Source organism: Microbacterium sp. WCS2018Hpa-23, from assembly GCF_031843845.1.
Lineage (GTDB): Bacteria > Actinomycetota > Actinomycetes > Actinomycetales > Microbacteriaceae > Microbacterium.
Genome location: NZ_JAVTIZ010000015.1, coordinates 39283 through 65974, shown reverse-complemented (window position 1 = coordinate 65974; position 26692 = coordinate 39283). Strand labels below are relative to the sequence as shown.

At 67.9% G+C, this 26692-nt stretch carries 24 protein-coding genes; 15 read left to right on the top strand and 9 right to left on the bottom strand.

Going from position 1 to position 26692, the window contains the following annotated elements; translation table 11 throughout:
* Positions 1-121 precede the first annotated feature (121 nt).
* The 4 genes from RQG77_RS19295 to RQG77_RS19280 all read left to right on the top strand — a co-directional run bounded on the left by RQG77_RS19295 (position 122) and on the right by RQG77_RS19280 (position 3768).
* Positions 122-1027, top strand: a complete 906-nt coding sequence (locus RQG77_RS19295; RefSeq protein WP_311246199.1) for an ABC transporter ATP-binding protein — start codon at positions 122-124, stop codon at positions 1025-1027.
* Positions 1024-1857 (top strand): ABC transporter permease, encoded by an 834-nt coding sequence (locus tag RQG77_RS19290; RefSeq protein WP_311246198.1) that lies wholly within the window; start codon positions 1024-1026, stop codon positions 1855-1857. The genes RQG77_RS19295 and RQG77_RS19290 overlap by 4 nt, the downstream gene beginning before the upstream one ends.
* 94 nt (positions 1858-1951) lie before the next feature.
* Positions 1952-3148: a sensor histidine kinase gene (locus RQG77_RS19285; RefSeq protein ID WP_311246197.1), complete on the top strand. Its 1197-nt coding sequence runs from the start codon at positions 1952-1954 to the stop codon at positions 3146-3148.
* Entirely contained in the window at positions 3145-3768 is a 624-nt protein-coding gene (locus tag RQG77_RS19280) for a response regulator transcription factor (protein WP_311246196.1), read from the top strand. Before RQG77_RS19285 ends, RQG77_RS19280 begins: the two co-directional genes overlap by 4 nt.
* An 86-nt stretch (positions 3769-3854) precedes the next feature.
* On the opposite strand, the gene RQG77_RS19275 is transcribed toward RQG77_RS19280, so the two are convergent.
* The 7 genes from RQG77_RS19275 to RQG77_RS19245 form a co-directional block, all read right to left on the bottom strand.
* On the bottom strand, positions 3855-4973 hold the full coding sequence (locus RQG77_RS19275; protein ID WP_311246201.1) for an acyl-CoA desaturase: 1119 nt from the start codon (positions 4971-4973) through the stop codon (positions 3855-3857).
* A gap of 148 nt (positions 4974-5121) precedes the next feature.
* Positions 5122-5406: a hypothetical protein gene (locus tag RQG77_RS19270; RefSeq protein ID WP_157521009.1), complete on the bottom strand. Its 285-nt coding sequence runs from the start codon at positions 5404-5406 to the stop codon at positions 5122-5124.
* A 157-nt stretch (positions 5407-5563) separates the two neighbouring features.
* A complete protein-coding gene (locus tag RQG77_RS19265; RefSeq protein ID WP_311246195.1) occupies positions 5564-5995 on the bottom strand; it encodes a twin-arginine translocase TatA/TatE family subunit in 432 nt (143 codons plus the stop codon).
* Between the two features lie 3 nt (positions 5996-5998).
* Entirely contained in the window at positions 5999-6853 is an 855-nt protein-coding gene (gene tatC, locus RQG77_RS19260; protein WP_311246194.1) for a twin-arginine translocase subunit TatC, read from the bottom strand.
* Between the two features lie 3 nt (positions 6854-6856).
* Positions 6857-7123: a twin-arginine translocase TatA/TatE family subunit gene (locus tag RQG77_RS19255; protein WP_311246193.1), complete on the bottom strand. Its 267-nt coding sequence runs from the start codon at positions 7121-7123 to the stop codon at positions 6857-6859.
* A gap of 24 nt (positions 7124-7147) precedes the next feature.
* Entirely contained in the window at positions 7148-8128 is a 981-nt protein-coding gene (locus RQG77_RS19250; RefSeq protein WP_311246192.1) for an intradiol ring-cleavage dioxygenase, read from the bottom strand.
* A 102-nt stretch (positions 8129-8230) separates the two neighbouring features.
* Positions 8231-9361 (bottom strand): low temperature requirement protein A, encoded by a 1131-nt coding sequence (locus RQG77_RS19245; RefSeq protein ID WP_311246200.1) that lies wholly within the window; start codon positions 9359-9361, stop codon positions 8231-8233.
* 353 nt (positions 9362-9714) lie between these two features.
* Between RQG77_RS19245 and RQG77_RS19240 the strand changes: the two genes are divergently transcribed.
* The 6 genes from RQG77_RS19240 to RQG77_RS19215 all read left to right on the top strand — a co-directional run bounded on the left by RQG77_RS19240 (position 9715) and on the right by RQG77_RS19215 (position 18447).
* On the top strand, positions 9715-11247 hold the full coding sequence (locus tag RQG77_RS19240) for a sugar transferase (protein WP_311246191.1): 1533 nt from the start codon (positions 9715-9717) through the stop codon (positions 11245-11247).
* Between the two features lie 4 nt (positions 11248-11251).
* On the top strand, positions 11252-12013 hold the full coding sequence (locus tag RQG77_RS19235; RefSeq protein WP_311246190.1) for a WecB/TagA/CpsF family glycosyltransferase: 762 nt from the start codon (positions 11252-11254) through the stop codon (positions 12011-12013).
* Positions 12010-13509 (top strand): oligosaccharide flippase family protein, encoded by a 1500-nt coding sequence (locus tag RQG77_RS19230; protein ID WP_311246189.1) that lies wholly within the window; start codon positions 12010-12012, stop codon positions 13507-13509. Before RQG77_RS19235 ends, RQG77_RS19230 begins: the two co-directional genes overlap by 4 nt.
* Before the next feature lie 116 nt (positions 13510-13625).
* Positions 13626-14249, top strand: coding sequence for a hypothetical protein (locus RQG77_RS19225; RefSeq protein WP_311246188.1), 624 nt, complete (start codon positions 13626-13628; stop codon positions 14247-14249).
* 29 nt (positions 14250-14278) lie between these two features.
* On the top strand, positions 14279-17725 hold the full coding sequence (locus RQG77_RS19220) for a fibrinogen-like YCDxxxxGGGW domain-containing protein (protein ID WP_311246187.1): 3447 nt from the start codon (positions 14279-14281) through the stop codon (positions 17723-17725).
* The gene (locus tag RQG77_RS19215) at positions 17722-18447 is read left to right on the top strand and encodes a CDP-alcohol phosphatidyltransferase family protein (protein ID WP_311246186.1); all 726 of its coding nucleotides are present in this window, start codon (positions 17722-17724) and stop codon (positions 18445-18447) included. Before RQG77_RS19220 ends, RQG77_RS19215 begins: the two co-directional genes overlap by 4 nt.
* Positions 18448-18450: 3 nt before the next feature.
* On the opposite strand, the gene RQG77_RS19210 is transcribed toward RQG77_RS19215, so the two are convergent.
* Positions 18451-20028, bottom strand: coding sequence for a hypothetical protein (locus RQG77_RS19210; RefSeq protein WP_311246185.1), 1578 nt, complete (start codon positions 20026-20028; stop codon positions 18451-18453).
* Between the two features lie 112 nt (positions 20029-20140).
* On the opposite strand from RQG77_RS19210, the gene RQG77_RS19205 reads away from it, so the two are divergent.
* From RQG77_RS19205 to RQG77_RS19185, 5 genes are all read left to right on the top strand, one after another.
* Complete coding sequence (locus RQG77_RS19205; RefSeq protein WP_311246184.1) at positions 20141-21445, top strand: O-antigen ligase family protein; 1305 nt, start codon at positions 20141-20143, stop codon at positions 21443-21445.
* A gap of 59 nt (positions 21446-21504) precedes the next feature.
* Positions 21505-22410, top strand: coding sequence for a glycosyltransferase family 2 protein (locus tag RQG77_RS19200; RefSeq protein WP_311246183.1), 906 nt, complete (start codon positions 21505-21507; stop codon positions 22408-22410).
* Positions 22411-23313 carry a glycosyltransferase gene (locus RQG77_RS19195; protein ID WP_311246182.1) on the top strand — a complete coding sequence of 301 codons (903 nt, stop codon included), beginning with the start codon at positions 22411-22413 and terminating at the stop codon, positions 23311-23313. It begins immediately after the preceding gene.
* Positions 23310-23822, top strand: a complete 513-nt coding sequence (locus RQG77_RS19190; protein WP_311246181.1) for a serine acetyltransferase — start codon at positions 23310-23312, stop codon at positions 23820-23822. The genes RQG77_RS19195 and RQG77_RS19190 overlap by 4 nt, the downstream gene beginning before the upstream one ends.
* Positions 23823-23958: 136 nt before the next feature.
* Entirely contained in the window at positions 23959-25425 is a 1467-nt protein-coding gene (locus tag RQG77_RS19185; protein ID WP_311246180.1) for a family 16 glycosylhydrolase, read from the top strand.
* Here RQG77_RS19185 and RQG77_RS19180 read toward each other — a convergent pair.
* Positions 25422-26645, bottom strand: coding sequence for a glycosyltransferase (locus RQG77_RS19180; RefSeq protein WP_396653432.1), 1224 nt, complete (start codon positions 26643-26645; stop codon positions 25422-25424). The two genes, RQG77_RS19185 and RQG77_RS19180, sit on opposite strands and share 4 nt — an antisense overlap.
* Positions 26646-26692 lie beyond the last annotated feature (47 nt).

Here is a 26692-nt window from a genome sequence, read left to right as displayed (position 1 = left end):
CGTGGGCGGACATCCGCCCACGCCCCTGTTCTGTCCACGCCAGGCATCCACCGATCGGTTGATGCCTGAGTCCGTCGCTTCACGGCTACCGCGCAAGCTCTTCTGCGGGCACGCTGGGGACATGACAGACAGCGTGATCGAGGTACGGGACCTCCGCAAAGAATACGGCGGCGCGGTCGCGGTCGACGGCATCAGCTTCGACATCCGCCGCGGAGAGACCTTCGCACTGCTCGGCCCGAACGGTGCGGGAAAGTCGACGACCATCGAGATCCTCGAGGGATACAGGCACCGCACGTCCGGCGAGGTACGCGTGCTCGGCGTCGACCCGCAGCGTGGCGGCCTGGACTGGAAGACACGCCTGGGTATCGTGCTGCAGTCGACCGGCGAAGCGGGCAACTTCACCGTCCGTGAACTGCTCACCGAGTTCGCCGGGTACTACCCGCGTCCCCGAGACATCGACGAGGTGATCGCGGCGGTGGGCCTCGAGCAGAAGCAGCGCTCCCGCGCGGGAAAGCTGTCCGGCGGCCAGCAGCGCCGCCTCGACGTCGCCCTGGGGATCATCGGTCGACCGGAGATGCTGTTCCTCGACGAACCGACCACCGGATTCGACCCCGAAGCCCGACGTCAGTTCTGGGATCTCATCCGCTCGCTCAAGGCGGAGGGAACCAGCATCCTGCTGACCACCCACTACCTCGATGAGGCGGCTCAGCTCGGCGACCGCGCCGCGGTCATCACCGCTGGGCGCATAGCGGCGATCGGACCGATCGACGAGATCGGCGGTCCCGACGCACGCACGCCGCTGGTCCGCTGGCGGGATGCTGCCGGCAGCCGTCATGAGCAGCGCACGGCGGCCCCCGGAGCGTTCGTCTCGGAACTGCAGAGGACGATCGGCGAACCGGACGCCCTGGAGGTCATGCGCCCCACCCTCGAGGACATCTACCTCGGCCTCATCCGGCAGCACGACGCCGCATCGGCCGCCGACCCCACGACAGACGACAGCCGCACCGATCTGAAGGAGCCGGCATGAGCACCACCACCGCACCGGCGCGGTTCGGACTCCCCCGCACGATCCGGCTCGGCGTGCGACGCATCGGCTTCGAGCTGCGACAGTACTTCCGAGCCGGCGACCAGGTCTTCTTCACGTTCCTGTTCCCCACGGTGATGTATCTGATCTTCGCGACGATCTTCACCGGTGACATCGGCGAGGGCGCCGACAAGGTCAGCATGGCGACCTACTACCTCCCAGGACTCATCGCGGGTGGCATCTTCCTCTCCGGAGTGCAGGGCCTGTCGATCGAGATCGCCGTGGAGAAGAGCGACGGCACGCTGAAGCGCCTCGGCAGCACCCCGATATCGCCCGCCACCTACTTCATCGGCAAGATCGGAGAGGTCTTCGTGACGGCGATCCTGCAGATGGCGCTGCTCCTCACCGTCGCGGTAGTGATCTACAAGGTGCAGCTGCCCTCGGATGCTGAGTCGTGGGGCCTGTTCGCCTGGGTCTTCGTGCTCGGTCTGCTCTCGTGCACTCTGCTCGGCATCGCCCTGTCGGCGCTCCCGCGTTCGGGCAAGACCGCATCGGCGGTCGTGATCCCGGTCGTCCTGCTGCTGCAGTTCGTCTCGGGCGTCTACATCGCCTTCTCGGCCCTGCCCGAGTGGCTGCAGAACGTCGCCGCCATCTTCCCGCTCAAGTGGATCGCGCAGGGGATGCGCGCCGCGATCCTGCCCGATTCGTTCAAGGCCGCAGAACCGGGTGGAGAGTGGGCGCTCGGCATGGTGGCGATCATGCTGGGCGTCTGGCTCGTCGTCGGCGTGATCCTCAGCCGCGCCACCTTCCGCTGGATCCGCCGCGACGGATGACACCGGCATCCCTGGCCTTCCGTGACGCGGATCGACGTCTGCGCGGCGTCCGGACGCACGTCGGGGCGCGCGGAACAGTGGGAGAGTGGTGCGCATGAGCCGTGTGATCCGCCGAGAGCGCCTGGGGTGGGACATCGCCGCGACCGCGCTGCTGCTCACGGTGGCCGGGCTCGCCCTCAGCCTCCCGCAGAACTTCGCCGGATCGCGCTGGGTGCTCGTCGCCATCACGCTCGGCGTCTTCCTCCTCTACGCGTTCGGCGCCCGGCCCTACGTGGGGATCCACGAGGGCATCGAGGACCCTGCCCCCGCTGTCTCGGCGCTGCTTCAGGTCGGGATGATCTCTCTTCTCGCGGTGGGCGTGGCGATCGAGCCGAACATGCTGCTGCTCCAGACCCTGGTGCTGCCCCTCATCTGGATGACATCGCGATCGACCTTGCAGGCGGTGCTGGTCACGGTGGGCAACGGCGTCGTACTCGGCCTCGCCTACGGCTATTGGGGCGGCTTCACCGCTGACGCCCTCAGCACCGGCTTCGTCTCATCCGGGTTGTCGACCGCGTTCAGCCTGGCTCTCGGCCTCTGGATCACCCGCATCGCAGAATGGGGCGTGGAGCGCCAGCATCTGCTCGCGGATCTGACCGCGGCGCAGGCGGGCCTGGAGACGGCCAGCCGAGAGGCCGGGGCGATCGAAGAGCGCGCTCGTCTCGCTCGCGACGTCCACGACACGATCGCCCAGAGCCTCGCGAGCATCGTCATGCTCGCCGAACGCGCACGCCTCGACGGCTCCCCCGCTGCGATCGAGCTGATCGAGAGCGCAGCGCGAGAGGGGCTCGTCGAGGCCAGAGCCCTCGTGGCCGTGACCTCGCCCACGCCGTCCGCCGACTCGCTCGGTGACGCGCTCCGCCGCCTCGGAGACCGCTTCGCACGGGAGACCGGCGTGCACGTCGACGTGACGGCATCGGATGCCGTGCTGGCGCGAGACGTCCAGGTCGTCCTGCTGCGCTGCGCTCAGGAGGGGCTCGCGAACGTGCGCAAGCACTCAGGTGCTGCATCCGCTCAGGTCACACTCACGATCGCCGGTTCCGCCGAGCTCCGCATCCGCGATGACGGCCGCGGACTCGGTGGAATCTCGATCGACGACGACCGCGGATTCGGTCTTGCGGGAATGCGGGAGCGGGTCGCGCTCGTCGGCGGCACCCTGATCGTCGCAGACGGAGCGCAGGCAGGCACGGACCTCACCGTGCGCATACCGCTGCTTGCCGAGGCCGAGGCCGAGAAGGAGACGACGCCATGATCCGAGTCATCGTGGCCGACGACCATCCGATCGTGCGGTCCGGCATCGTGGGACTCATCGACCTCGATCCGGGGCTCGAGGTCGTCGCGCAGGCGGCGAACGGCGCCGAGGCCGTCGACCTGACCGCTCGCCTGCGACCCGATGTGGTGCTGATGGATCTCCGGATGCCTGGCATCTCGGGCATCGAGGCTACGTCGCGCATCACTGCTGAGCTGCCCGACGTGCGAGTGCTCGTGCTGACGACCTACGAGACCGACGACGACATCCTCGGTGCGATCGAGGCGGGGGCGAGCGGCTACCTCCTCAAGGCCGCGCCGCAGGAGGAGATCGTCGCGGGGATCCGCTCCGTCGCCGAAGGCCATACGGTCCTCGCGCCGACGATCGCTGCCACGCTCGTCGCGCGGATGCGTGGCGACCGACCGTCAAGGCCTCAGCTGAGTCCGCGGGAACGCGAGGTGCTCCGCCTCGTCGCGGCGGGTCGCAGCAACCCGGAGATCGCTCGAGAGCTGTTCATCGGCGAGGCCACGGTGAAGACGCACCTGATCCACGTCTTCGAGAAGCTCGAGGTCTCGGACCGCACGCGTGCGGTGACACTCGCGCTCGAACTCGGCCTGATCTAAACGACGACACAGAGCACGAACGGCCCCCACCCCGAAGGATGAAGGCCGTTCGAATCGACGCCGTGGACTGGCTACGCGCGGACTGGCTACGCGCGGACGAACTGCGCGGCAGCGGGGCAGTCGAACGGATCAGCGCCTGCGGCGAGACCGACGCGGTTGAGGTACTCGATGACGATCGCGTACGACCGGCCGAGGCTGGTCTCGGTGTACGGCACGTTGTTGGCTGCGCAGTAGTCGCGCACGACCTCGCGGGCCTTCGAGAGGTGCGGGCGGGGCATGTTCGGGAACAGGTGGTGCTCGACCTGGTAGTTGAGCCCGCCCATGAGCCAGGTGGCCCACCATCCGCCACGGATGTTGCGCGAGGTGCGCACCTGCTTCGAGAAGAAGTCGAGGCGAGCGCTCGGGTCGATGATCGGCATGCCCTTATGGTTCGGTGCGAACGACGCACCCATGTAGACGCCGAAGACGGCGAGCTGGACGCCCATGAAGGCGAACGCCATGCCGAGCGGCAGCATCATGAAGACCGGGACGAGCACGATCGCGAAGCGCAGGGCGATGAGGCCGAGCTCGATCCAGCGGCCCTTGGCCTTCTTGCTGGTCACGAGGTGCTTGACGCCGAGGTAGTGGAGGTTCAGGCCTTCGAGCGTGAGCAGCGGGAAGAAGAACCATCCCTGCTTGCGCGTGATCAGGCGGACCAGGCCGCGCGACTGCGCAGCATCCGTCTCGAGGAACGAGATCGTGTCGACCTCGATGTCAGGATCCTTGCCGACCTGGTTCGGATTCCCGTGGTGCTTGGTGTGCTTCGAATCCCACCAGGAGTAGCTGATGCCGACGACACCGGCGGCGAGGATGCGAGCGAGACGGAAGTTCGCAGGCCCCGAGGAGAGGATCTGGCGGTGGGCTGCCTCATGGGCGAGGAATGCCACCTGCGTGAGGACGAGACCGAGCCCGGCGGCGATCAGCAGCTGGAACCAGCTGTCGCCGAGCAGGATGAAGCCGGTGATGAGTCCTCCGAGGGCGACGGCGAGGCCGGCGGCGACGAAGATGTAGAACCAGCCTGCCCGCTGCAGCAGGCCGGTCTCGCGGATGACCTGCGAGACCTGCTTGTAGGCGTGGGTCATCGGGGGGATGTCTGCATTGCCCGAATACGTCTGACGTACCGGTCCGAGCGTGGCTGCGGTCTTTTCGACCTGATAAATGGAGATGTTGCTCTCCCGTCGATTGGAGCCCTTGAGCTGTGGTAAGCCCAAGGCAGATCGCCCAACGCTTACCTCAACCTAACCCCCCTCACATGCGCTGTGGGGAATACGTCGCGGACTCTGTGTCGACTCTGTGTGACGTCACAGGCGATGGTCAGGCGCGCGCCCGATGCGGGCCCCGCCGCAGCACCTGACGAAGCCGCCGCGAGAATGCCGACGGACGCCGTTCCGGCGTGTTCGCACCCTCGAGGGCGTCACGGGCGTCGTCGAGGGACTCGAACGAGCCGAGATCGGTGCCCCGCTGGTCGCGGGCGAGGTGGGTGGTGCCGTCGAACTCGACGAATCCGGCGAACTCGCCGGCTCGGGTCGCGACGTGCACGTCGGTGTCGGCCTGTTTCCAGGTCAACGGGTCGGAAGGCGGAAAAGTGGTCGTACTCATGGTGATACTCATTGCTGTGCGGCGGGCGTGCTGTCGCGGCCCGCAAGATGATGAGATCGAGGGCGGATGCCGCGCGCATCGATGCGCTTGGTCCGTGATGGCCCTGATCAGTGGCTTCGTGGTGGCCTAGAGGGGGGCCAGAACACACGTTGCACCATCAGCTTAGCAGATCGGCATCCACAGGGCGAGAATCAGTTTCCGCGGGCATCCAGACGCGACGCGGATGGCCGGACGATCCGGCGATGACCCAGGTGCCGGCGGGAGCACCGGGGCCGGCAGAGGCACGGGCGTCGTCGACGGATGCTTCCGGTTGCGGGGCCGCGTCTTCCGCGGTCTCGGCCGCGGCCCATGCCTCCCGGATGATGCGCCGAGGGTCGTACTGCCGAGGGTCCAGGGCAGTCCAGTCCTGTCGGATCGTCGCGACCCCGGTCTCCTGCTCGGCGCGACGGGTGGCATCGCCCGCGAGCACGGTGAGCCGCCGGATCAGCCCGCCGAGCCTCCGGGCGTACTCCGGAAGACGGCGGGGACCGATGATCACCGCGGCCAGCAGGGCGACCAGGAACAGCTTCTCGACCGTGAGTCCGAACACGGGTCATCCTTCCGTCGTGGTCGCCGTCGTGCACACGGCCGTCCGCACAGCCGTCCGCACAGTGCCCGCCGAGAGCCGACGATCCACCGCGCGATCGTGGAGCCAGGCGATGAGCAGCGCCACGAGGAACAGCGCGGTCATGGGCACGGCGATCAGGAACATCGACAGCACGTCGGCGGCCGGAGTCACGATCGCGCTGAAGAGGACGATCGCCACGATGACGATGCGCCAGCTGCGGGCGATCGCGCGCGCGGGGAGGATGCCAAGCAGGTTGAGCATCACGAGGAACGCCGGCAGCACGAAGGCGACACCGGTCGCGAGCACGATCTTCAGGATGAAGTCGACGTAGTAGGAAGCCTGTAGCAGCGTGCTGTCCTCGGTCGAGGCGAAGCCCGCCAGCAGCTCGACCATGTGCGGGAAGAGAAGGAGACCCGCCGTGCAGCCGGCGGCGAAGAGGGGGACGGCTGCTGCGAGGAACCCGAACGTGTACTTCTTCTCGCGCCGGTCGAGTCCGGGGGCGAGGAACGCCAGCAGTTCGTACATCCAGATCGGACTCGACAGCGCGATGCCGGAGAAGAGGGCGATCTTGAGCTTGAGATCGAACGCCCCCGTGATGCTGTCGTAGTTCAGGCTCGCGTCGCGGGACTCGGCGAGCGCGGTGATCGGGGCCCGAACGATCTCCATGACCTGGTCGGAGAGGAGGTAGCCGGTCATCACCCCGATGAGGAGCGCCACCACCGCTCGCAGGGAGCGCGTGCGCGCCTCCCGCAGATGTGCCGACAGCGGCATCCCGGCAGAGGGGCCGGTCGCCGTGGCCGGGGCCGAGGCCCCGACCACGTCGGGAGCGAGCGCGGTCATGATCTACTCCGCGGTACGCGCGACGGGTCGGGCGAGGTCGTCCGACCCGACGGCGTCCACGTACGCACGGGCGTCTCGAGTGGTCACCGGCCGCGACTCGGCGTGCGGTTCGGCCGCGGTGTCGCCCGCAGGCTCGGAGACCTCGGACTTGAGGATGCGCATGGACTGCCCGACGCTCTTGGCGAGGGCGGGGAGCTTGGCGGCGCCGAAGATGAGGACGACGATCGCGAGGATGATCAGGGCGTGCCACCCTGTGAGGTTCTGAAGCATGTCTTCTCTCCTTTCGTGAGAGCGTCAGTTGGACGGCGGCTGACCGCCGCCGGGGCCGCCGTCGCCACCCGAGGGGGCGGCGCCTGCGGTGGGGGTGGTCGTCGTGTCGACGCCGACCACGAGGGTGGTCGAGTAGCCACCGGCCACGTCTCCCGTGATGGTGGGCAGTTGCAGGGCCGCGGAGTCGTCGCCGAAGACGTTGTCTCCGGAGAGGCTCGTCTGCGACAGGTTCTGCGATGAGCCGTCGTAGCGGGAGTCCGCATACACCGCAGCGCAGGCGTCCTCCGGGAGCGCCATCTGCGAGGTGGCGATCGCGTTGGCGGAGTCGGTGATCGAGTCGACGTCCGGATACACCTCGAAGTGGATGTGCGGCCAGCGTCCCGAGTAGCACCCGGGGAAGATCGATGCGAACGAGACCTTCCCGTCGGCATCTGCCACCTGCACGCCGCGCAGATACGTGACGTCCTCGAGCCCCGACGAGTACATCGAGTACTCCCCCTGAGCGGTGCAGTGCCAGGCGTAGACGGCCACACCCGCGAAGGGCACTCCGCCGTTCGCCAGGTCGAGCACCTCGAACTCGAAGGTGAGCGGGATGCCGTCGGCCGTGGCCGAGCCGTCGATCGAGGTCGTGATGTCCTGACGAACGATGCCGGACTCCTCGAGCACGTCTGGGCCGTTGGATCCGTCTCCGGGGTAGGGGCCGGCAGTCTCGTCGGGGATCTCCCCCGCCGCTGTCGCGGTACCGGTCGACGCGTCGCTCTCTGTCGTCGCCGTGGGGTCGCTGCTGCTCGTGCTCGACGTGCCGGTCGCAGCGGGGGCGCAGGCGGCCAGGACGATGGCGCCGACGCCGAGACCGGCGAGACCGAGCACCCCGCGACGGGTCACGAGGGTGCGGATGTCGAAGGCGGCGCCCTGATCGACGACCTCCTCGTCGATCCGGTCGAGCAGCCGCCCTTCGTAGGTGGGGCCCTCAGGGGTGTGGACGGGTTCGGGGATGCGGCTCATGATCGTGCTCCTCTCGGTGGGTTCGGGATGTCGATGTGGTTGTCGATGTACCCATGGTCACGGAGGAGCCGATCAGCGAGCTATGCCTCGTCTATGCGAAAGCTATGACCTCTTGTCGACGGGTGGATGCAGCACGAGCACGACGACGATCGCCACGAGCACCAGCGCCGTGATGGCGACCGGGATCGGCAGGATCGGGTCGAGGAGCACCACGACGGCCCCGATCGGGACCACGGCGTTCACGACGCGGTCGGCGTTCTCGCGGATCGCGACCCACCAGACCCCCAGCAGGAATATCGCGATCGGGATCGTCACGGTGAACGAGGCGACGACCTGGGAGAGGTGGCTCTCACCGGTGAGCACGTCGAGCTCGACCTCGATGCCGGCCGAGAACGCGGCAGCGGCGGCGAACACCACGTAGTGCGTGTAGCCGTAGCGGAGCGAGCGGCCGAATGTCGTGATGGCCCGGTGGTGCGGCGGCCAGAAGTAGATCCACCACAGCGAAGCGGTCACTGCGAGCGTCAGGACGGAGATCGAGATGAGAGGGACGAAGGATTCCAGCTCGTGGCTCGCGTCGATGATCGCGTTCGCCGAAGCGAGCAGGCTCTCGCCGAGCACGATCAGAGTGAAGAGGCCGTACCGCTCGGTGATGTGATGCGGATGCCACGGCGTCTGATGCCGGTACTCCGCGAAGACCGGCACGCTGACCTCGATCAGCGCGAACACCACGAAGGCGACGAGCTGCGCGGCGCCTGCGGGGATGAGCAGGAACACGACCCACAGCACCTGCACCGCGGCGATCCCGAAGGCGTATCGACGGGTCGCCGACCGCAGCTCGCCCGCGCCCCTCGACGCTCGGAGCCACTGCGCGACCATCGCGACGCGCATCACGATGTAGCCGAGAACGGGCACGGTGAAGTCGCCGTACTCGAATGCGGCGGGGATGCCGGAGGCGAAGGCGAGCACGCCACCCATCTGGACGATGGTGGTGACCCGATACAGCCAGTCGTCGGTGTCGAACGAGGTGGCGAACCACGTGAAGTTCATCCACGCCCACCACAGCGCGAAGAAGACCATCGCATACGACGTGATGCCGTGCACGAAGTCGCCATGACTCAGTGCGTGGTGCAGCTGCGCCGAGGCGATGCTCACGGCGACGACGAAGACCAGGTCGAAGAAGAGCTCGAGCATGCTCGCTGCGCGATGCGGCTGGGCGGGGTCGCGCGGCAGCATGCGACTCAGGTGGAATCGAGGTGCGGAAGTTGTGGTCACGCGGTCAGAATATCGGCGTGATTCCGGGGTAGAGCGCGCGTATCGGAATATCGGTTCGTCCACTCGCGTGAATTATCTTCCGCTGAACGTCTGGTTCCGCTAGAGTGAACGAAGTCTGCAGCACCTGCTGCCAGCACCACCGTGTGGGACGGTGGTCGCAACCCGTGATGTGGGATCACGGATGCAGCAGGAACCCGAGGGGTCGGGATGCAGACGATGCCATGGACGTGGGGTCCGTGGTCTGGGGAAACACTGGGGAATACAATGGCGCACTGGGGATTTCTGCGTACCTATACGGCTCAAGGAGCCTCGGCATGACTTCCGTCGAGGATGCTCTGAGCATCACTCGCACGGGTTCGGTCTTCACGCCGGTCGCTGCACCGCGAGCCGCCAAGGCGGTCATGCAGACGGTCGTGACACCGCGCGTGTCGGCGACGCTGGAGCGACGCCGACAGTGGGAGCGGCGCTACCGCATGCGCCTGCGGATCACGGATGCCGGGGTCATCCTGTTCGCGGCCGCAGCCACGGCAGCGGTTCAGCTGATGACCGGCATCGCAGGGGAAGAGGCCCTGCGTAACGGCATCCTTCTGACGCTCGCGTGGTACCTGACGCTGTCCGCGCTGAACACCCGGGCCGCCACGATCCTCGGATCGGGTGCGACGGAGTACCGCCGTGTCGCGCATGCCGCAGGCCTCGCCTTCGGCATCACCGCGATCGTCGGCGTCCTGTTCGAGTGGGAAGGACTGCAGCCGCTGTTCTTCATCGCTCTCCCGATCGGCATGCTGGGGCTGCTGTTCGGGCGCTGGAGCTGGAGGCGATGGCTGCAGCGCAGACGCCTCGGCGGCCAGTACGCGTCGCGAACCCTCGTGGTCGGCGCGACCGAAGATGTCGAGTACGTGATCAACTCTCTCCAGAAGGGTGGAGAGAACGGGTACAACGTCGTGGGGACGACGCTGTTCGATCGCGATGCCGGCACGCTCACGCTCGGGGAGAGCACCTACCCGAGCGTGGGGAACCTCCACACCGTCGCTGGGGCGGCGGTGGAACTCGGGGCGGACACCATCATCGTGGCGAGCCGCCCCGAGGGGGATCCCGATTTCGTGAAGCACCTGAGCTGGCAGCTCGAGGGCACCGCCGCCGAGCTCGTGCTCTCGAGCCGGCTGACCGACGTGGCCGGGCCTCGCGTCTCACTGCGTCAGGTCGACGGGCTGCCGCTCATCCAGGTGAAGATCCCGACCTACGAGGGCGGCGTGCACGTACTGAAGCGCGCTCTCGACGTCATGGTCGCCGCCGTCGCTCTGATCCCGATCGCCCTCATCACCCCGGTGCTCGCGCTGCTCGTCAAGCTCGACTCGCCTGGGCCGCTGTTCTTCTCTCAGGAGCGCGTCGGGCGCGACGGCCGCACTTTCAAGATCATGAAGTTCCGCTCCATGAAGACCGACGCCGAGCAGCAGCTCGCCGCGCTCAAGGAGCAGAACGAAGGAGCCGGCCTCCTGTTCAAGATGAAGGACGACCCCCGGGTCACCCGCGTCGGCAGGATCCTGCGCAAGCTCTCGCTCGACGAGCTGCCGCAGTTCTGGAACGTCCTCATCGGCGACATGAGCGTCGTGGGCCCCCGCCCGCCGCTTCCCGCAGAGGTCACCGCCTACGACGGCACGGTCTTCCGCCGCCTCTACATCAAGCCCGGCATCACGGGTCTGTGGCAGGTCTCCGGCCGCAGCGACCTCTCGTGGGACGAGAGCGTGCGCCTCGACCTCCGCTACGTCGAGAACTGGTCCGTGATGAACGACCTGCAGATCATGTGGCGCACCGCCAAGGTCATGGTGCAGCCCAGCGGGGCATACTGAACGAATGAGCGAGGGAAATCCGACCGGCACCGATGTGTCCGTCGAGGTAGCAGGAGTGCGCGTCGACTCGTTCACGGAAGCGTCGCTGATCGAGCACATCATGACCATGGCCGCAGGCCGGCAGACCCAGGTCGCCGTGGGCGTGAACGCGCATGTCTGCAACCTCGCCCGACGCGACCGACAGCTGAGCCGTCTGCTCTCGACGAGCACGACCTACGCCGATGGACAGTCGGTCGTGTGGGCCGCGAACCTCCTCGGAGGATCCGTTCCCGAACGACTCGCGACCACCGACATCGCCGAGCCGCTGCTGCGGGCGGCCGCGGAGGCGGGGCATCCGGTCTACTTCTTCGGGGCGGCTGATGGGGTCGCAGAGAAGGCTGCGGAACTTCTCAGGGCGAGGATCCCCGGGCTCAGCCTCCGCACCCACCACGGCTACGTCTCGACGGAGCAGGTCGGGGCGGTGCTCGACGACATCGCCACGCATGGCACGCGCATGCTCTTCGTCGGGATGGGCGACCCTGCCCAGCAGCTCTGGGTCGATGCGCACCGCGACCGACTGCCCCCGGCCGTCCTGACCTGCGGCGGACTCTTCGACTGGCTGAGCGGCTCGAACCGGCGGGCACCCGAGTGGATGATCCGCGCGGGTCTGGAGTGGCTGTGGCGCCTGATGATCGAACCGCGCCGTCTCGCCAAGCGCTATCTCCTGGGCAACCCGAGCTTCATGGCCGCGGTCGCGGCGCAGAAGCTGCGCGGGCGCCGGGCATGAGCTCCACCGCCACAGCGCGCGGAGAGCTCGCGCGAGGTGGCGCGCTGAGCTTCGTCGGATCGGCGATCAGTGCCGTCATGGGACTGATCCTGATCATCGTGCTCGGGCAGATGCTCGGTGACACGGGCTCCGGCGTCGTCCTTCAGGCGGTCGGCGTGTTCTCGATCGCGCTCGGCGTCGCCCGCTTCGGCATGGACTCCGCCGCGATCTGGATCCTTCCGCGACAGCTCGAGGACGGTCGCGCACTGCTGCGGCCGACCGGCGCATTCCTGATCCTCGTCTCGGCGGTCGCCGGGCTCGCGTGCGCGGGGGTGCTCTTCGTCGGTGTGCTCGTCGCAGAGGCCCAGAACCCCGGCGACCCTGTCACCGCCGCCATCCGATCGGTCGTCTGGTTCCTGCCGGTCGCCTCGGTCATGCTCACCGCCCTGTCGGCGACGAGAGCGCTGGGCAAGGTCAACGCCTACGTGCTCGTGGGCAACGTGCTGCTCCCATCGTTGCGTCCCGTCGCGATCGCCGCAGCCGTCGGCATCGGCGCCGGCGCCGTGGGCGCCGCATTCGCCTGGGCCCTTCCTATGCTCCCCGCCGCCATCGCGGCGATCGTCGTCATGGTGTTCCAGCTGCGCCGCCTCGGCGACCAGGCGACCCCCGGCTACCTCCGCTCCGGAGTGCCGGGCCGAACCATCCGCTACGCGCTCCCACGCGTGCTGTCGTCGGGCCTCGAGCAGCTCCTCATCTGGCTCGCCGTGATCATCGTCGGTGCGATCGCAGGCCCCGCCGCAGCCGGCGTGTACGGCTCGGCGAGCCGGTTCGTCGCGGCCGGCATGATCGTCGATACCGCCTTGCGGGTCGTCGTCTCCCCGATGTTCAGCAAGATGCTGCACCGCGAGGACACGAAGGAGCTCGAGACGGTGTACCGCACCGCGACGGTGTGGCTCGTGCTGTTCAGCTCGCCCGTGTACGTGCTCCTCGCCGTCTTCGCACCCGTCGCGCTGTCGTTGCTGGGCGAGTCGTTCGCCGACGGGCAGTCCGTGCTGATCGCGATGTCCATCGGCTCGATCGTCACCTTCCTCGCGGGCAACATCCATTCGGTCCTGCTCATGAGCGGCCGCAGCGGCCTCGCCGCGATGAACAAGGCCATCGCGGTGGGCGTGAACGTGGCACTGATCTACCTGCTGGTCCCGATCTGGGGCATCACCGGCGCAGCCGTCGCGTGGGCGATCGCCTGCGCGCTCGATGCGGCGCTCGCGTCGGTCCAGGTGCGCTTCGTCCTGGGCCTGAGGGTCTCGCCCCTCCCGGGGCTCTACCCGTTGCTCGTGGCGCTGATGACATTCGGGATCCCCGCGATCGCGCTGCGACTGCTCCTCGGTCCGACCTGGGCAGGCCTCATCCTCGCCGCTCTGATCGGCGCCGCGCTGTTCCTCGTGTGGTGCCGCCTGGACAGGCGGCGACTGCACCTGCACGAATTGCGCCGACCTCCCGGGACATCGATGCGATAGTCAGTGGTGCGACTTCGGGCAGTGTGATATTCTGCCGCTTGGGGAAAGCTTCCGACCTCTTAGTGTCGGAAGGCCGCTCGGTGGGACGAGCTACTACTATCTGGGGAAAATAGGGGATGTCTGGGGACGTTTTGACGACGCCCGACGCGCGCAAGCGCAGGGCGCTATGGATTTCACTCGCTGCGGCGACCGTCATCGTGGTGGGCGTGCTGATCGCGCTCGTCACCACGAGCGGTGACCGCAGCTCCACACCGGGCGCGGAGCCGACGCCGACCGTCACGGCGACGCCGGCACCGGCCGCTCCGCCGACCGTCACGGGCGAACTCGCCGATGACGAGGCGCTCGCCACGATCGAGACCGCGCTCGCGGCGCCGATCAGCACCGTCGGGACATCGGCAGACCTCGCCGCACTCCTGAAGGACGTGGCGGTCGACTCGTACGCGGCCGAGCTCGAGGCCCAATGGCAGGAGCTCATCTCACAGGGCTGGAGCATCGCCGGCTCCCCCACGCTCGTGTCGAGCGATGTGACCGCCGTGAGCACCGACACCGAACCGGCGACAGCCGAAGTGACCGCCTGCATCGACTCCTCCGCCGTGTCGATCCTCGATGCCAAGGGCGCTCCGATCGGCGACGACACCGCGAAGATGCCTCGCGCCTTGCACCTGTTCACCCTGGTGCAGGGAGCCGACGACATCTGGCGGATCGCCAACCACAGTTTTCCGAACGACCCGACATGCTGAACCTGGCCGCTGACGAAAGGCGCCCTGAAATGACCACGAACACCACCCGCCGCCGCGGAAGGATCGCGCTCGCCGCGGCCACCGCGGCGCTGACTCTCGCCGCCCTGTTCGTGCCGGTCACGAGCGCAAGCGCCGCCGAGGTACCGCTGCCGACGGCGGACGGCCTGTCCGAGCTGACCGCGGCCGCGTCCTGCTGGGAGATCAAGCAGCGCAATCCTCAGTCCGCCGACGGCGTCTACTGGCTCAAGACTCCCGCCATGGTCGCCGCAGACCAGTTCTACTGCGACCAGACCACCAACGGCGGTGGCTGGCTGCTCGTCGGCCGCGGTCGCGAGGCCTGGGCGACGTCGACAAACGGCTCCGGCTCGCCTGAGCAGGTCCGCACCGACGTCACGGGCACGGCGGCGTTCACGCCACGCCAGCTGTCGGGCGAGCTGATCGACCAGCTCAACAACAACCAGCCGATCAAGAACCTCGCAGAGGGTGTCCGTCTCGTCCGCGCGACGAACCAGGCCGGAACGACCTGGCAGGACCTGACGTTCACCTTCTCCAGCCCGCGTGACAAGTGGACCTGGATGTTCAACAACGAGCAGCGCGTGTCGCAGTACAAGATCGGCAACACCACCCGCAGTGGGGGTCAGACGTCGAACTTCGGCAACGACAACAACTACGTGCGCGTGCGCACCATCACCGGCGCCACAGAGGGCTGGGCGATGGGCTTCGGGTTCGGCAGCAACATCCGCGGCAACCCCGCGTCGACGAGCTACCTGTGGTCGAAGGACACCAACACGGGGTATGCACGTCCGTTCACCCAGGTCTACATCCGTCCGCAGATCTCGACCTCGTCGCTGACCGCTCTCCCGGCATCCGGGACCGCGGCGGTCACGAACGAAGCCGTGGTCGACAGCTTCGCGCAGACGCAGAACTGGGGCGTCGCGGGGCTCGGCGCCGGAGCTGCCAGCACCGAGGGCAGCAACGAGGTCTCGGCGTTCGCCGAGGTCGGCAGCACCGTGTTCGTGGGTGGCAATTTCACCACCGTACAGAAGACGGCCGGCGGCGGAAGCTCGCAGCCGCAGGCGTACCTGGCCGCGTTCCAGCGCGACTCCGCGGAGTTCGTGCCGACGTTCCGCCCGACCTTCAACAACCAGATCAAGGCCCTCGCGCCGCTCCCGGGCAACCGCATCGCTGTGGGTGGATTCTTCACCCAGGTCAACGGCCAGAACGTCGCAGGGCTCGTGGTCCTCAACGCCACGACCGGCGAGATCGATCCGACGTTCACAGGGCGACTGAGCAACGCGCTCAGCGGCGGCGTGCCGATCGTGCGCACACTCGACGTGCAGGGCGGCTGGCTGTACGCGGCCGGAGTGTTCACGCACTCGACCGGCGGCACCTCGAGCGTGCAGAACTACACGCGTGGCGCTGTGCGACTCAACGTCACCAACGGCACACCCGACGCCACGTGGAACCCGGAGTTCAACGGAACCGTCATGAGCGTCGACGCCTCGGCGCAGGGTGATCGCGTCTACTTCGCCGGCTTCTTCACGATGTCGAAGTCCCGCCCCGCCGACAAGGCTGCGGCGATGTCGGCGGCCAACACCGATCTGTTCAACTGGTCGGTCGTCTTCTCCAACCGCAACAGCGGACGCACCGGCTACCAGCAGGCCGTGCTCGAGGTCGGCGACAAGGTGTGGCTCGGCGGGTCGGAGCACTCTCTGTTCAGCTACTCGCGCGACAACCTCACGCTGGTGAGCTCGTCCGTCGGCAACGCCGGCGGCGACTTCCAGGCCATCGCCACCGACGGCAACGCCGTCTACGGCGGATGCCACTGCTTCGAGACGCAGTACGACGGATCCACCACGTGGAACCCGGTCGGAACGGCGTGGACCGCCGCCAACGCGGTGTACGGCTCCGGCGCGTGGAGTGCCACGACCGGCACGCGCATCCCGAGCTTCAACGGCGACTTCGACACGAATCGCGGAGCCGGATCCTGGGCGCTCTTCGTCGACTCGAAGGGAACGCTGTGGCAGGGCGGCGACTGGACGTACTCGACGCAGCCCGGATACGTACGGCAGTGGTCCGGTGGGTTCGTCCGACACGCACAGCGCGACACGGTCGCTCCGACGACTCCGGCAGGCCTCGTCGTGAACACCACGACGGACGGCGTCTCTCTGACCTGGGGTGCATCGACCGACGACCGCGGAGTCACGGCCTACCAGGTGCTCCGCCACGACCGCGTGGTCGCCACGGTGACCGGCACCACGGCGACGCTGCCTGCAGCGCCGGCCGACACGCAGTACTTCGTGCGAGCGATCGATGCACGCGGCAATGCCTCGGCATCCACTGCGGCCGTCAAGGCCGTCGCGCCGCCGGCTCAGCCGACGTACGCGACCCTCATCGCCGCAGGATCGACCTGGTCATATCTCTACAACGCAGCCGGTCCGTCCGGTGCGTGGACGACACCGGCCTACGACGCCTCGGCGTGGCAGACCGGCCTGGCCCCCCTCGGATGGGGACAGGCGACCCTCGGCACGACCCTCACGACGACGGTCACGCCGAAGCCGCTGGCCTCGTTCTACCGACAGACGTTCGACGTCGCCAACGCATCACAGCTCGAGTCGGTGAAGATCACCACCCGAGCGGATGACGGCATCGTGCTCTACGTCAACGGCACCGAGGTGCTGCGCAAGAACGTCGATGCGGGCGTCGCCGCCGGCATCGGGACCTATGCGAACACCGCGGTCGGCGCTGCTGCAGCGCTCGCGGCACCGCAGACGGTCACCGTGCCCGGCTACATGTTCACCACGGGCACGAACGTGATCTCCGCCTCGGTCCACTCGAACTACCGCTCGACCCCGAGCCACAGCTTCGAGCTCGAGGCGGTCGCCACGATCGGGACTCAGCCTCCCGCTCCGCCCGCGGACCCGGAGCCGGAGCCCGAGCCGGAGCCCGAGCCGGAGCCGGAGCCCGCGGTCACGACCCCGGTCGTCACGGCAGGATCCACGTGGTCGTACCGTTTCACGAACGACGCCACCCCCGCCGACTGGGCCGCGGCGAACTTCGACGCCACCGCCTGGGCGACCGGCGCGGGAGCGTTCGGCTGGGGCCACACCGGGCTCGCGACGGCATACGACACCTCGGTGTCGCCCCGCCCGATCACGAGCTACTACCGGCAGCCGGTGAACCTCGAGTCGCTGAACTTCAGCAAGGTGACGGTCACGACCCGTGCGGACGACGGGATCGTGGTCTACGTGAACGGTGTGGAGGTCGCACGGCAGAACATGAGCGCCGGGGCGGTGGGCCAGAGCACCTATGCGAACACAGCGGTGTCGGCGACCAACGCGGTCAACACCCCGTTCGTGTTCGACGTCCCGGTCTCGGCCTTCCAGGTGGGCGCCAACGTGATCGCCGTCGAGGTGCACTCGAACTACCGCTCGACCCCGAGCCACAGCTTCGAGCTGTCCGCGGTGGCATCATGACCGGTGTGGCCGCTCCGACTCGACCGGGATTCAGCGAGTATCTCGCCGACCTGAATCGCGCACAGAAGAGCGGGGCCGGTGTGCCCGCGTACACGCGCTGGGTGAACCGCAGACTGGCCCGAGGCGTCGCCGCATCCGCGGCGGCCCTCGGGCTCACCCCGAACGCCGTCACCATCCTGAGCGCCGGGCTGTCCGCCGTAGGCCTCGCTGTGATGATCGTCTTCGAGCCCTCCTGGTGGTCGGCCCTGGTGACGGCCGCACTGCTCGCCGCCGGCTACGTCTTCGACTCGGCCGACGGCCAGGTCGCACGACTCACCGGTGCATCAAGCCCGGCGGGCGAGTGGCTGGATCACGTGGTCGATGCGATCCGCACTCCGGCCATCCACCTGAGCGTGGCAGTGGCCGTCATGCTCCACCGCCCTGACCTGATCTGGCTCGCCATCGTCGCACTGCTGTTCACGGTGATGAGCGTCGGACAGTTCATGAGCCAGATCCTCGCGGAGCAACTCGTCCGCAATCGCGGCGGAGAGGCCGCAGAAGCGTCCGGCGCCCGCAAGTCGCTGCTGCTGCTGCCGACGGACACCGGCATCCTGTGCTGGAGCTTCGCTTTCTGGGCCGCTCCCGCGGTCTTCTTCGTGGTCTACGCGGCACTCTTCATCATCAACACCGTGCACACCGCTGCATCGATGCGCCGGAAGTACCGCAAGCTCGCGGCCAGCTGACTGTCAGGCCTTGGCGTCGGCCGTGGCCTTGGACTCGATCGCCGTCCGCGCCTTCGCGCGGGCGGCTTTCGCGTGTTCGGAGCGCGACACGAACGGCCAGGAGATGCCACGCTCCGCACGCTGCGCACGTCGCAGGCCGCGCTCGGCGACGGCTCCGAGCAGCGGAGTCTCGATGGCGTCCGCCTCTTCTTTGAGCCACCGGATCTCCGTGGTGGTCGTATCGTGCTCGCGCGCGACCACGACGACCGCCTGCGCGACGCGGAGACCCGCGAGGATGCTCGCAGGGTGCGCCGACGAGGGGAGCACGACGAACGTCAGCGTCTCATCACCGGCATCCGCGATGGCCGCGTGCGTCTGCTCCGTCAACAGGAGGTCACCCTGACGCTCGTCTCCGCTGTCGGACGCGGTGAAGACGCGGAGCGTGGGAATGGTCGACGAGACGGCACGCCCCTCTTCGGCGTCATCGAGCTCGAGCGCCGTGCCGAGGTGCTCGCGGAAGTCGTCGCTGCCGGCGGGAACGATCAACTGCACGTCGTGGCCCACCTGCGCCGTCACGACGGCGAGGTTCACCGCCGTCGGCGAGGTCTCATCCGAGTGCGTGGCGTCGATGACCAGCACGGTCGTGCCGAGGTAGATGTCGACCAGCAGCCGCTCTCTGGTGACGCGCAGCGAATCGGCGGCCGCGCCCTTGGCCGGCACGTCCTCGCGCTTCGCGTCGACGGTCGCGAACACAGGTGCGCGCAGAGACCGCGAGATCTCCGCAGCGCTGCGAAGGCGTCGGTCGAGCGGATTCCAGATGAAGGCCGCGATGATCCCGAGCACCAGACCGCCCGCGAGACCGGTGAGCAGCGTCACGGTGCGTCCCGGTGCATAGCCGAGCTCGTTGTCCTCCGCCGCGGAGAGGACGATGCCACCGGTGGTGTCGACGCTCTGCAGGCCGTTGCGCTGCGTGAGCAACCCGTCGAGCTCCGTGATGATCTGCTGCCGCTGCGTCGTCGCCTGCGCGTAGGCGGCGCTGCTCGGGTCAGCCGACACCAACTGCTGGTTGACCTCACCCAGAGTCGTGTTGAGCGCATCGATGCGCTCGTTGAGGTTCGTCACCATCACGCCGATGCGCTCCTGCGCCTGGTCGCTGCGGAAGGACAGGTAGGCGGATGCCACGGCGTCCGCTCCCTTCACGGCCGCGGCGGCGGTGGGTGCGTCGTAGTCGACCGTCACGACCGCTGCGCCGGATGAGGTCGCGACCGTCGACGCCGCGCGGATCTCGCCGGGCGTCGACTCTCCGTCGAGGAGCTCGGAAGCGCGTGTGGCGACGACGTGCGAGCGCGCGATCGCCGTCTCGGTGGCGTCGTCGAGCAGGCCGGATGCCGCGCGCTGCGCGCTGAACGGCTCGGTCGTGATGACGTTGAGGTTGATGGTCGTGGTCGCCGTCACCGTCTGTGGCGCCAGGAGCAGGTATCCCGCAGACGCGATGGCTCCGAGGACGGTCGCCGCGACGAGGATCCGCCACTGCCTCTTCAGCACGAAGACGTAGTGCTCGAAGCCCAGCGTCGCCGAACCTGCCTGATCGTTGTCGTCCATGGACGATTCCCCCTCGCCTAACACTGCCGCGGAATCGTCCCCAGTACTTCCCGCCATCTAACAGCCTGTGCACATATCCTAGGGGCGAACCCTGGGGGAACACGGAGGACGGGTGGACACGCATTTCGCTGTGGCGGGAGGAGCGCGCGCCGGCGTGCCCGTCGGCGACCCCGTGCGCACCGCGCTGCCGCGATGGCCGTTCACCGCGATGCTCGCGTTCTTCCCCCTCTGGTGGGTGCTCGGCTTCGCCGAGATGGCCTGGATCCCCCTCGCCGGCTGCATGGTCGTGCTCATGGTGCGCCGCGGCGGCATCCAGGTCCCGCGCGGCTTCGCGATCTGGTTGATGTTCATCGTGCTCATGTGCGCGTCCGTCATCGGGATCGACACGTCTGGTCGCCTCATCGGCTTCGTCTACCGCGCGCTGCTGTACATCATGATCACGGTCGTGTTCGTGTACGTGTACAACGCCCGCGAGACACTGACCATGCGGTACGTGCTCGGCGTCCTCACCCTTTTCTGGCTGTGGGCGGTGCTCGGCGGGTTCGCGGGAATCATCGCCCCGGAGTTCTCATTCCGCACTCCGATGTCGTACGTGCTTCCGCAGGGGCTGCAGGCCAATGAGCTGATCGGCGAGATGGTGGTGCGCCGCCTCACGCAGTACAACCCCGACAGCTGGCTCGCGCTCGACCCGCGGCCGTCCGCGCCGTTCCTGTACACGAACGGCTGGGGCAACGTCTATTCGATCACCCTGCCGATGGTGGTCGCGTACCTCACGCTGATCCCCCGTGGACGCCGCTTCTGGCTTCTCATCGCGGCGATCCCGCTGTCGCTGATCCCGGCGTTCCTCACGCTCAACCGCGGGATGTTCATCGGTCTCGCGGTCGCCGCGGCGTACCTCTTCTTCCGTTTCGCCCTCGCAGGAAGACTGCGAGCCGTCGCGCTCCTCAGCGTCATCGGAGTGATCGCGGGGATCGCCGCCGTGGCGCTCGACGTGGGCAGCAAGCTCACCGATCGGGTGGAGACCAGCTCATCGACCGAGGATCGGGCCAACCTCTACGAGGAGACCTTCGTCCGGACGCTGCAGTCCCCGCTCTTCGGCTACGGTGCACCCCGGCCCTCGTTCACCGACGGCGCGCCTTCTGCGGGAACCCAGGGCCACCTGTGGATGGTCATGTTCTCGCACGGCTTCCCCGCCCTCATCTGCTTCCTCCTCGCGCTGGTGTGGATGTTCTTCGCGACCGCGCGGGCGAGCAGTACGGCGATGCTGGTGCTGCACACCGTGCAGCTCGTGATCCTGGTCGAGGTGTTCTTCTACGGCGTCCTCCCGAACGGGCTGATCCTCACTTTCCCCGCCGCGGCACTCGCCATGCGTGAGCTGCGGACCAAGCCGTTGTCGCCACCGGTGTCGACCCGGTAGACTGCAGAGATCGCGCTTGGGGAAGCGCGACTTTCTACCACGACTTTGGGGAGTCAATGGTGCAACCGATCATCAGCGTCGTCATGGCGACGCGAGACCGTCCGCAGCTGCTTCGACGCGCTGTCTCTTCCGTCTTCGCGCAGGAGACCGTCCAGCCCATCGAGGTGGTGCTCGTCTACGACGGCACCGAGATCGACGAGTTGAACGATCTCGAGCGCGGACCGCACACGCTGCGTGCCGTCAACAACTCGAGGACTCCGGGTCTCGCGGGAGCGCGCAACACCGGCATCCTCGAGGCATCCGCTCCGCTCATCGCCTTCTGCGACGACGACGACGAGTGGAAGCCCACGAAGCTCGCGGCCCAGCTGCCGCTGTTCGAGGATCCCTCGGTCGTCCTGACCGCCACCGGGATCGAGATCCATTCGGCCGGCGGCACACACGCACGGCTGTCTCCGCAGTCGGTCGATCTCGACGACCTGCTGCGCTCGCGCATCACGGAGCTGCACCCCAGCTCGTTCGTCGTCCGCGCAGAGGCCCTCCGCGGTGAGCTCGGCCTCGTAGACGAAGAGCTGCCGGCCTCGTACGGCGAGGACTACGACCTGCTGCTCCGCGCCGCGAAGGTCGGACGCGTCGTGGCCGTGCCGGAGGCACACACCATCATCCACTGGGACCGCACCTCGTACTTCAGTGAAAAGTGGCAGGGCATCGCCGACGGCCTGAGCTATCTTCTCGACAAGCATCCCGAGTTCGTGCGCAGTGGCGAGGGTCAGGCCCGCATCGAAGGCCAGATCGCCTTCGCACACGGCGCGCTCGGCGATCGTCCCCGTGCCCGCTCCTGGGCCCGCCGCGCGATCGGTCACGACGTGCGGCAGCCTCGCGCTTACCTGGCGCTGCTGGTCGGCATGGGCGTGGTCTCCGGCGAACGTGTCGTGGCGACGCTGAACAAGCGCGGCAGAGGCATGTAGATGCCGCGCCTGTCTGTGATCGTCCCGGCGTACAACGCCGCAGGGACGATCGCGTCCGCGATCCGCTCCACCACCCGCGCGCTGCCCCGGGATGCCGAGGTCGTCGTCCTCGACGACGGCAGCACGGACGGGACAGCGGATGCGATCCGCGCTCTCGACGACGCGCGCGTGCGGGTGATCTCGCGCCCGAACCGCGGCGTGGCAGCGACGCTCAACGACCTCCTCGACGCGACCGACAGCGATCTCGTCGCTCGGATGGACGCCGACGACCTCGTGCTTCCCGGACGCTTCGTCCGCCAACTCCGCGCGATCGACCGAGGCGCGGATGCGGTGTTCAGCACGGTCGTGACGTGGGGATCGGGGAGACCGGGCCTGCCCCGCCCGTCAGGCATCGCCGCCGACGACTTCGGACTCCACCTGCTTCTGACGAACCCGGTCGCCCATTCGACGTTCCTCGGCCGCCGCGCCGCCATCGAGGACGCAGGGGGCTACCGCGACCTCCCGACCGAGGACTACGACCTCTGGTTGCGGATGGCGACCCGCGGCGCGCGCATGCAGCGTCTCGCCCTTCCGGGTCTCGCCTACCGCGTGCATGCGGCTCAGGTCACGGCCTCCGTGACGTGGCGACGCGCGTCATGGGAGAGCCCGGAGCTCGCGGCGTCCTACTCCGAGCTCGCCGAGCAGCTGCTCGGAGCTCCGGCCGTGCGCATCACGTCGCTGTCGATCGACGACACCCGCTCCGACGCCGCGAAGATCGAGGAGCTCGACCGGTTCACGGCACTGTTCGAGCGTGCCATGCGCGCGCATGCGCCTGCCGCGCGCCGGGCTCTCGAGCGTAAGCTCGGGGAACGCCGGACGTGGCTGTCCGCCCGCATCGCCGAAGGAGCCGTGAGATCGCGATGACCGCACCCGATGCCCGTCAGGCGTTCCGCATCGCATGGGCTGCGGACCGCAGAGCGAACGGGTCGTATCCCAAGAGTCGCTTCGTGATGCGATGGTTCCGCCTCGCGCAGCGGTGGAAGGCCGGCCGTGGTCCTCTTTCGAGGCTCATGTTCATCATGGTCGGCGGCTCGTACAAGCTGGTGACCGAGGGATTCATGGGGATCGAGTTGCCGGTCAGCACTCCGGTCGGTCCCGGGCTGAGACTTCGTCACGGGGTCGGGGTGGTCGTCAATCCGGCCAGCAGGATCGGAGCCAACGTGATGCTCCGGCAGGGCGTGACGCTGGGAAACCGCCGAACATCTGACGACTGCCCGATCATCGAGGACGACGTGGAGATCGGCGTGGGCGCCGTCGTGATCGGCGCAGTGACCGTGGGCGCGGGCGCACGGATCGGCCCGAATGCGGTCGTATTCAAAGATGTTCCGGCCGGCGCCGTGGTGATGTCACCGCTCAGCGAGATACGCGCCTGAGTGCCCGTCGCGCCATCCGGGGCCGCAGTATATCGTTATTCGGGACCGCCGTGATTTGACCCCACCGTCAGATCATGCTGTGATGAAAAGGTTATTTTCCGCGGAGGGGGTTCCGACGGAATGAGTTTTCCGAATAATGAGCATCTCCCGAAAGACGTCTCTCGGTGCCCTGGGCGCCGCCATACTCACACTTTCCTTACTGAGCGGGGCTCCGGCCACCGCCGCAGATGACGATCTTCCCGGATGGGTTTTCCAGGAGGACGTCGATCTTTCCGACTCGAGCCGCTGGACGCTCGAGACCGGTCAGTCGTCGAACACGTCGTCGTACGACATCCCGAGCAACGTGTCGTTCGGCTCCACGGGGCTGACGGTGCGCGGCGCAGCCGAGAACCGCTCGAGCGCGGCGTACACCTCTGGCGACGCGAAGGGGCTCGACATCGTGATCCCCAATTACTCGCGTGTCGAGGCCGTGGGCTCCGTGCCTTTCGGTCCGGGCCTCTGGCCCGCACTGATGTGGCTGCGCCCGCTCGACAGCGCCCATGGCGAGATCGACCTCATGGAGGTCTTCGGCGACGACGCTCGTCCCGCCGCGACTCTCCATAACGAATACGGATCCACCCACCGCAGCCTGCAGGGCTCGGTTCGCTGGGAGCAGCTTCCCCACTCGGATCCGACCGGCACGCACACGTATGTGATGGAGAAGACCCCGAATCGCATCGTGATCAGCGTCGACGGTCACGTCATGCTCGACGCGGGCCCAGAGGACGTGCGTCCCGGGTTCGACTGGAAGGCGATCTTCGAGCGACCCACCGCCACGTGGTATCCGCGCGTGACCCTGCAGATCGGCTGCCCGCCGGCAGAACCCGACTGCGGTATCGGCCTTCCCGCCTCCGGGTGGAAGGGCGGCGAGATGAAGCTCGAAAGCCTCAAGGTCTGGCGCATGGCCAACCCCGGCGAGCAGCCCCCGGTCGTCGAACCGCCGGTGGTCGAACCGCCGGTCGTCGAGCCGCCGGTCGTGGAGCCGCCGGTCGTCGAACCGCCGGTCGTCGAACCGCCTGTCGTCGAACCGCCTGTCGTCGAACCTCCCGCCGAGGAGGCAGGTGCATTCGCGTTGCGCCCCGGGCAGGAGATCCGTCACGACTACACGGGTGCGGAGACAGCGGGGACCGAGGCCTCCGTCACGTTCAGCGTTCCCGAGAACATCGGCACCGGGGTGATGTACCACTCGCTGCAGGCGCTCTCATCGGATGACGGAAAGAACGGCTACCGTGCGACCGTGACCCTCAAGGCCTCGGGAAGCATCCGCCTGACGCTCGCGAAGGTGACCGCCAACCGGAGCGTGACGCTGAAGGACGTGGTCGTCGCGGGCCGCGGGACGTACGAGCCCGGTGACGACGTGCGCGTCTCGATCCGCGTCATCGACGGCACGGTGCTCGCAAAGGCCTGGGCCGCCGACGCCAACGAGCCCGACTGGCAAGTCACCGTTTCAGGCGGTGCGACCGCATCCACGGGCGACGGCATCCGTATCCTCGGCTACCTGTCGAAGGTCGCGCCCAACGCTGTCACCGCCCGCTGGTCGGAGCTGAGCGCCCAGCTGCGTTAGAGCTCTCCCGGTTTCAGAGCCTCCGCGTCTATCGCGCGGAGGACACGGATCGCGGCGGTGTCCGGCTTCGGCTCGGACACCGCCGTCTTCGTATGCCGGCGCCTCTTCGGCGCATAGACGACGAGCGAGTGGAAGAGGAAGCGCGCGAAGAAGGCCACGATGAGCGACAGCCCCGTGGCGAGCACACTCGAGATGTGCCAGGTCTCGACCATCAGCGCCATCACCGGGATGCGCAGCGCCGCCTCGACGTTGTTGAACGTGAACGAGGCGGCGAAGCGCCCGCCCAGACCGCGTGCATCCGTGCGCATGTCGGCGAAGACGAACCGCTCCTGCAGGATGAAGTTGCCGATGATGGTGATCTCGGCACCGATGATGGCCGCCCAGATGTAGGGCACACCGGCCAGCGTGAGCAGCCACATGATGCCGAGGTTCGCCACGGCTCCGATCGCGCCGATCAGCGCGAAGAGCGACATCTTGCCGAAGCGCAGTCGGGTCAGGTGCGCGAGGAACGTCGCACCCTGCCGCAGGCTCGCCTTGGACGTGCCGTGCCTTCGCTCGGCGAACTCCATGGGGATCTCGGCGATGCGCAGATCCGTACGGGCGAGGATCTCGAGGAGGATCTTGAAGCCCTGGGGCTTGAGGGCCGCGAGGTCGAGTCTGGTGCGGTCGACGAGGAAGAAGCCCGTCATCGGGTCGGAGCTGCGGGCGAGACGGATCGGGAACATCGCGCGCGTGAGCCAGGTCGCCGTCCGAGACACTCCGAAGCGCATGGCCGTGCCGAGGCCGCTGGTGTCGCCGCCGCCGATGTATCGCGAGGCGGCGACCACGTCGGCTTCCCCCTCCTCGTGACGGGCCAGCAGGGCGGGGAGCAGCTCGGGCGGATGCTGCAGATCGCCGTCCATCACGATGCAGAGGTCGGATGCCGCGGCCTCGAGCCCCACGACGACCGCTCCCCCGAGTCCACCGGTGTTGTCTGCTCGGTGGATGACGCGGACGGGAAGAGGAGCATCCGCCGCGATGCGCTCGACCTCGGCAGCGGTGTCGTCGGAGCTGTCGTCGACGAACAGGATCTCGGCGTCGTACGCGGCGAGCGCGACGGCGGTCCTGGCGACGAGCTCCGCGACGTTGTCGCGCTCATTGAAGGTCGGCACGATGACGGTGACCGGTGTACCCACGGACTCTCCCCCTTCACGTGCGCCGGCGACTCCTGCGGCTTCCATAGTTCCATGTGTTCCTATGGGCGGGAAACCCGGCACCTGCTAGGCTG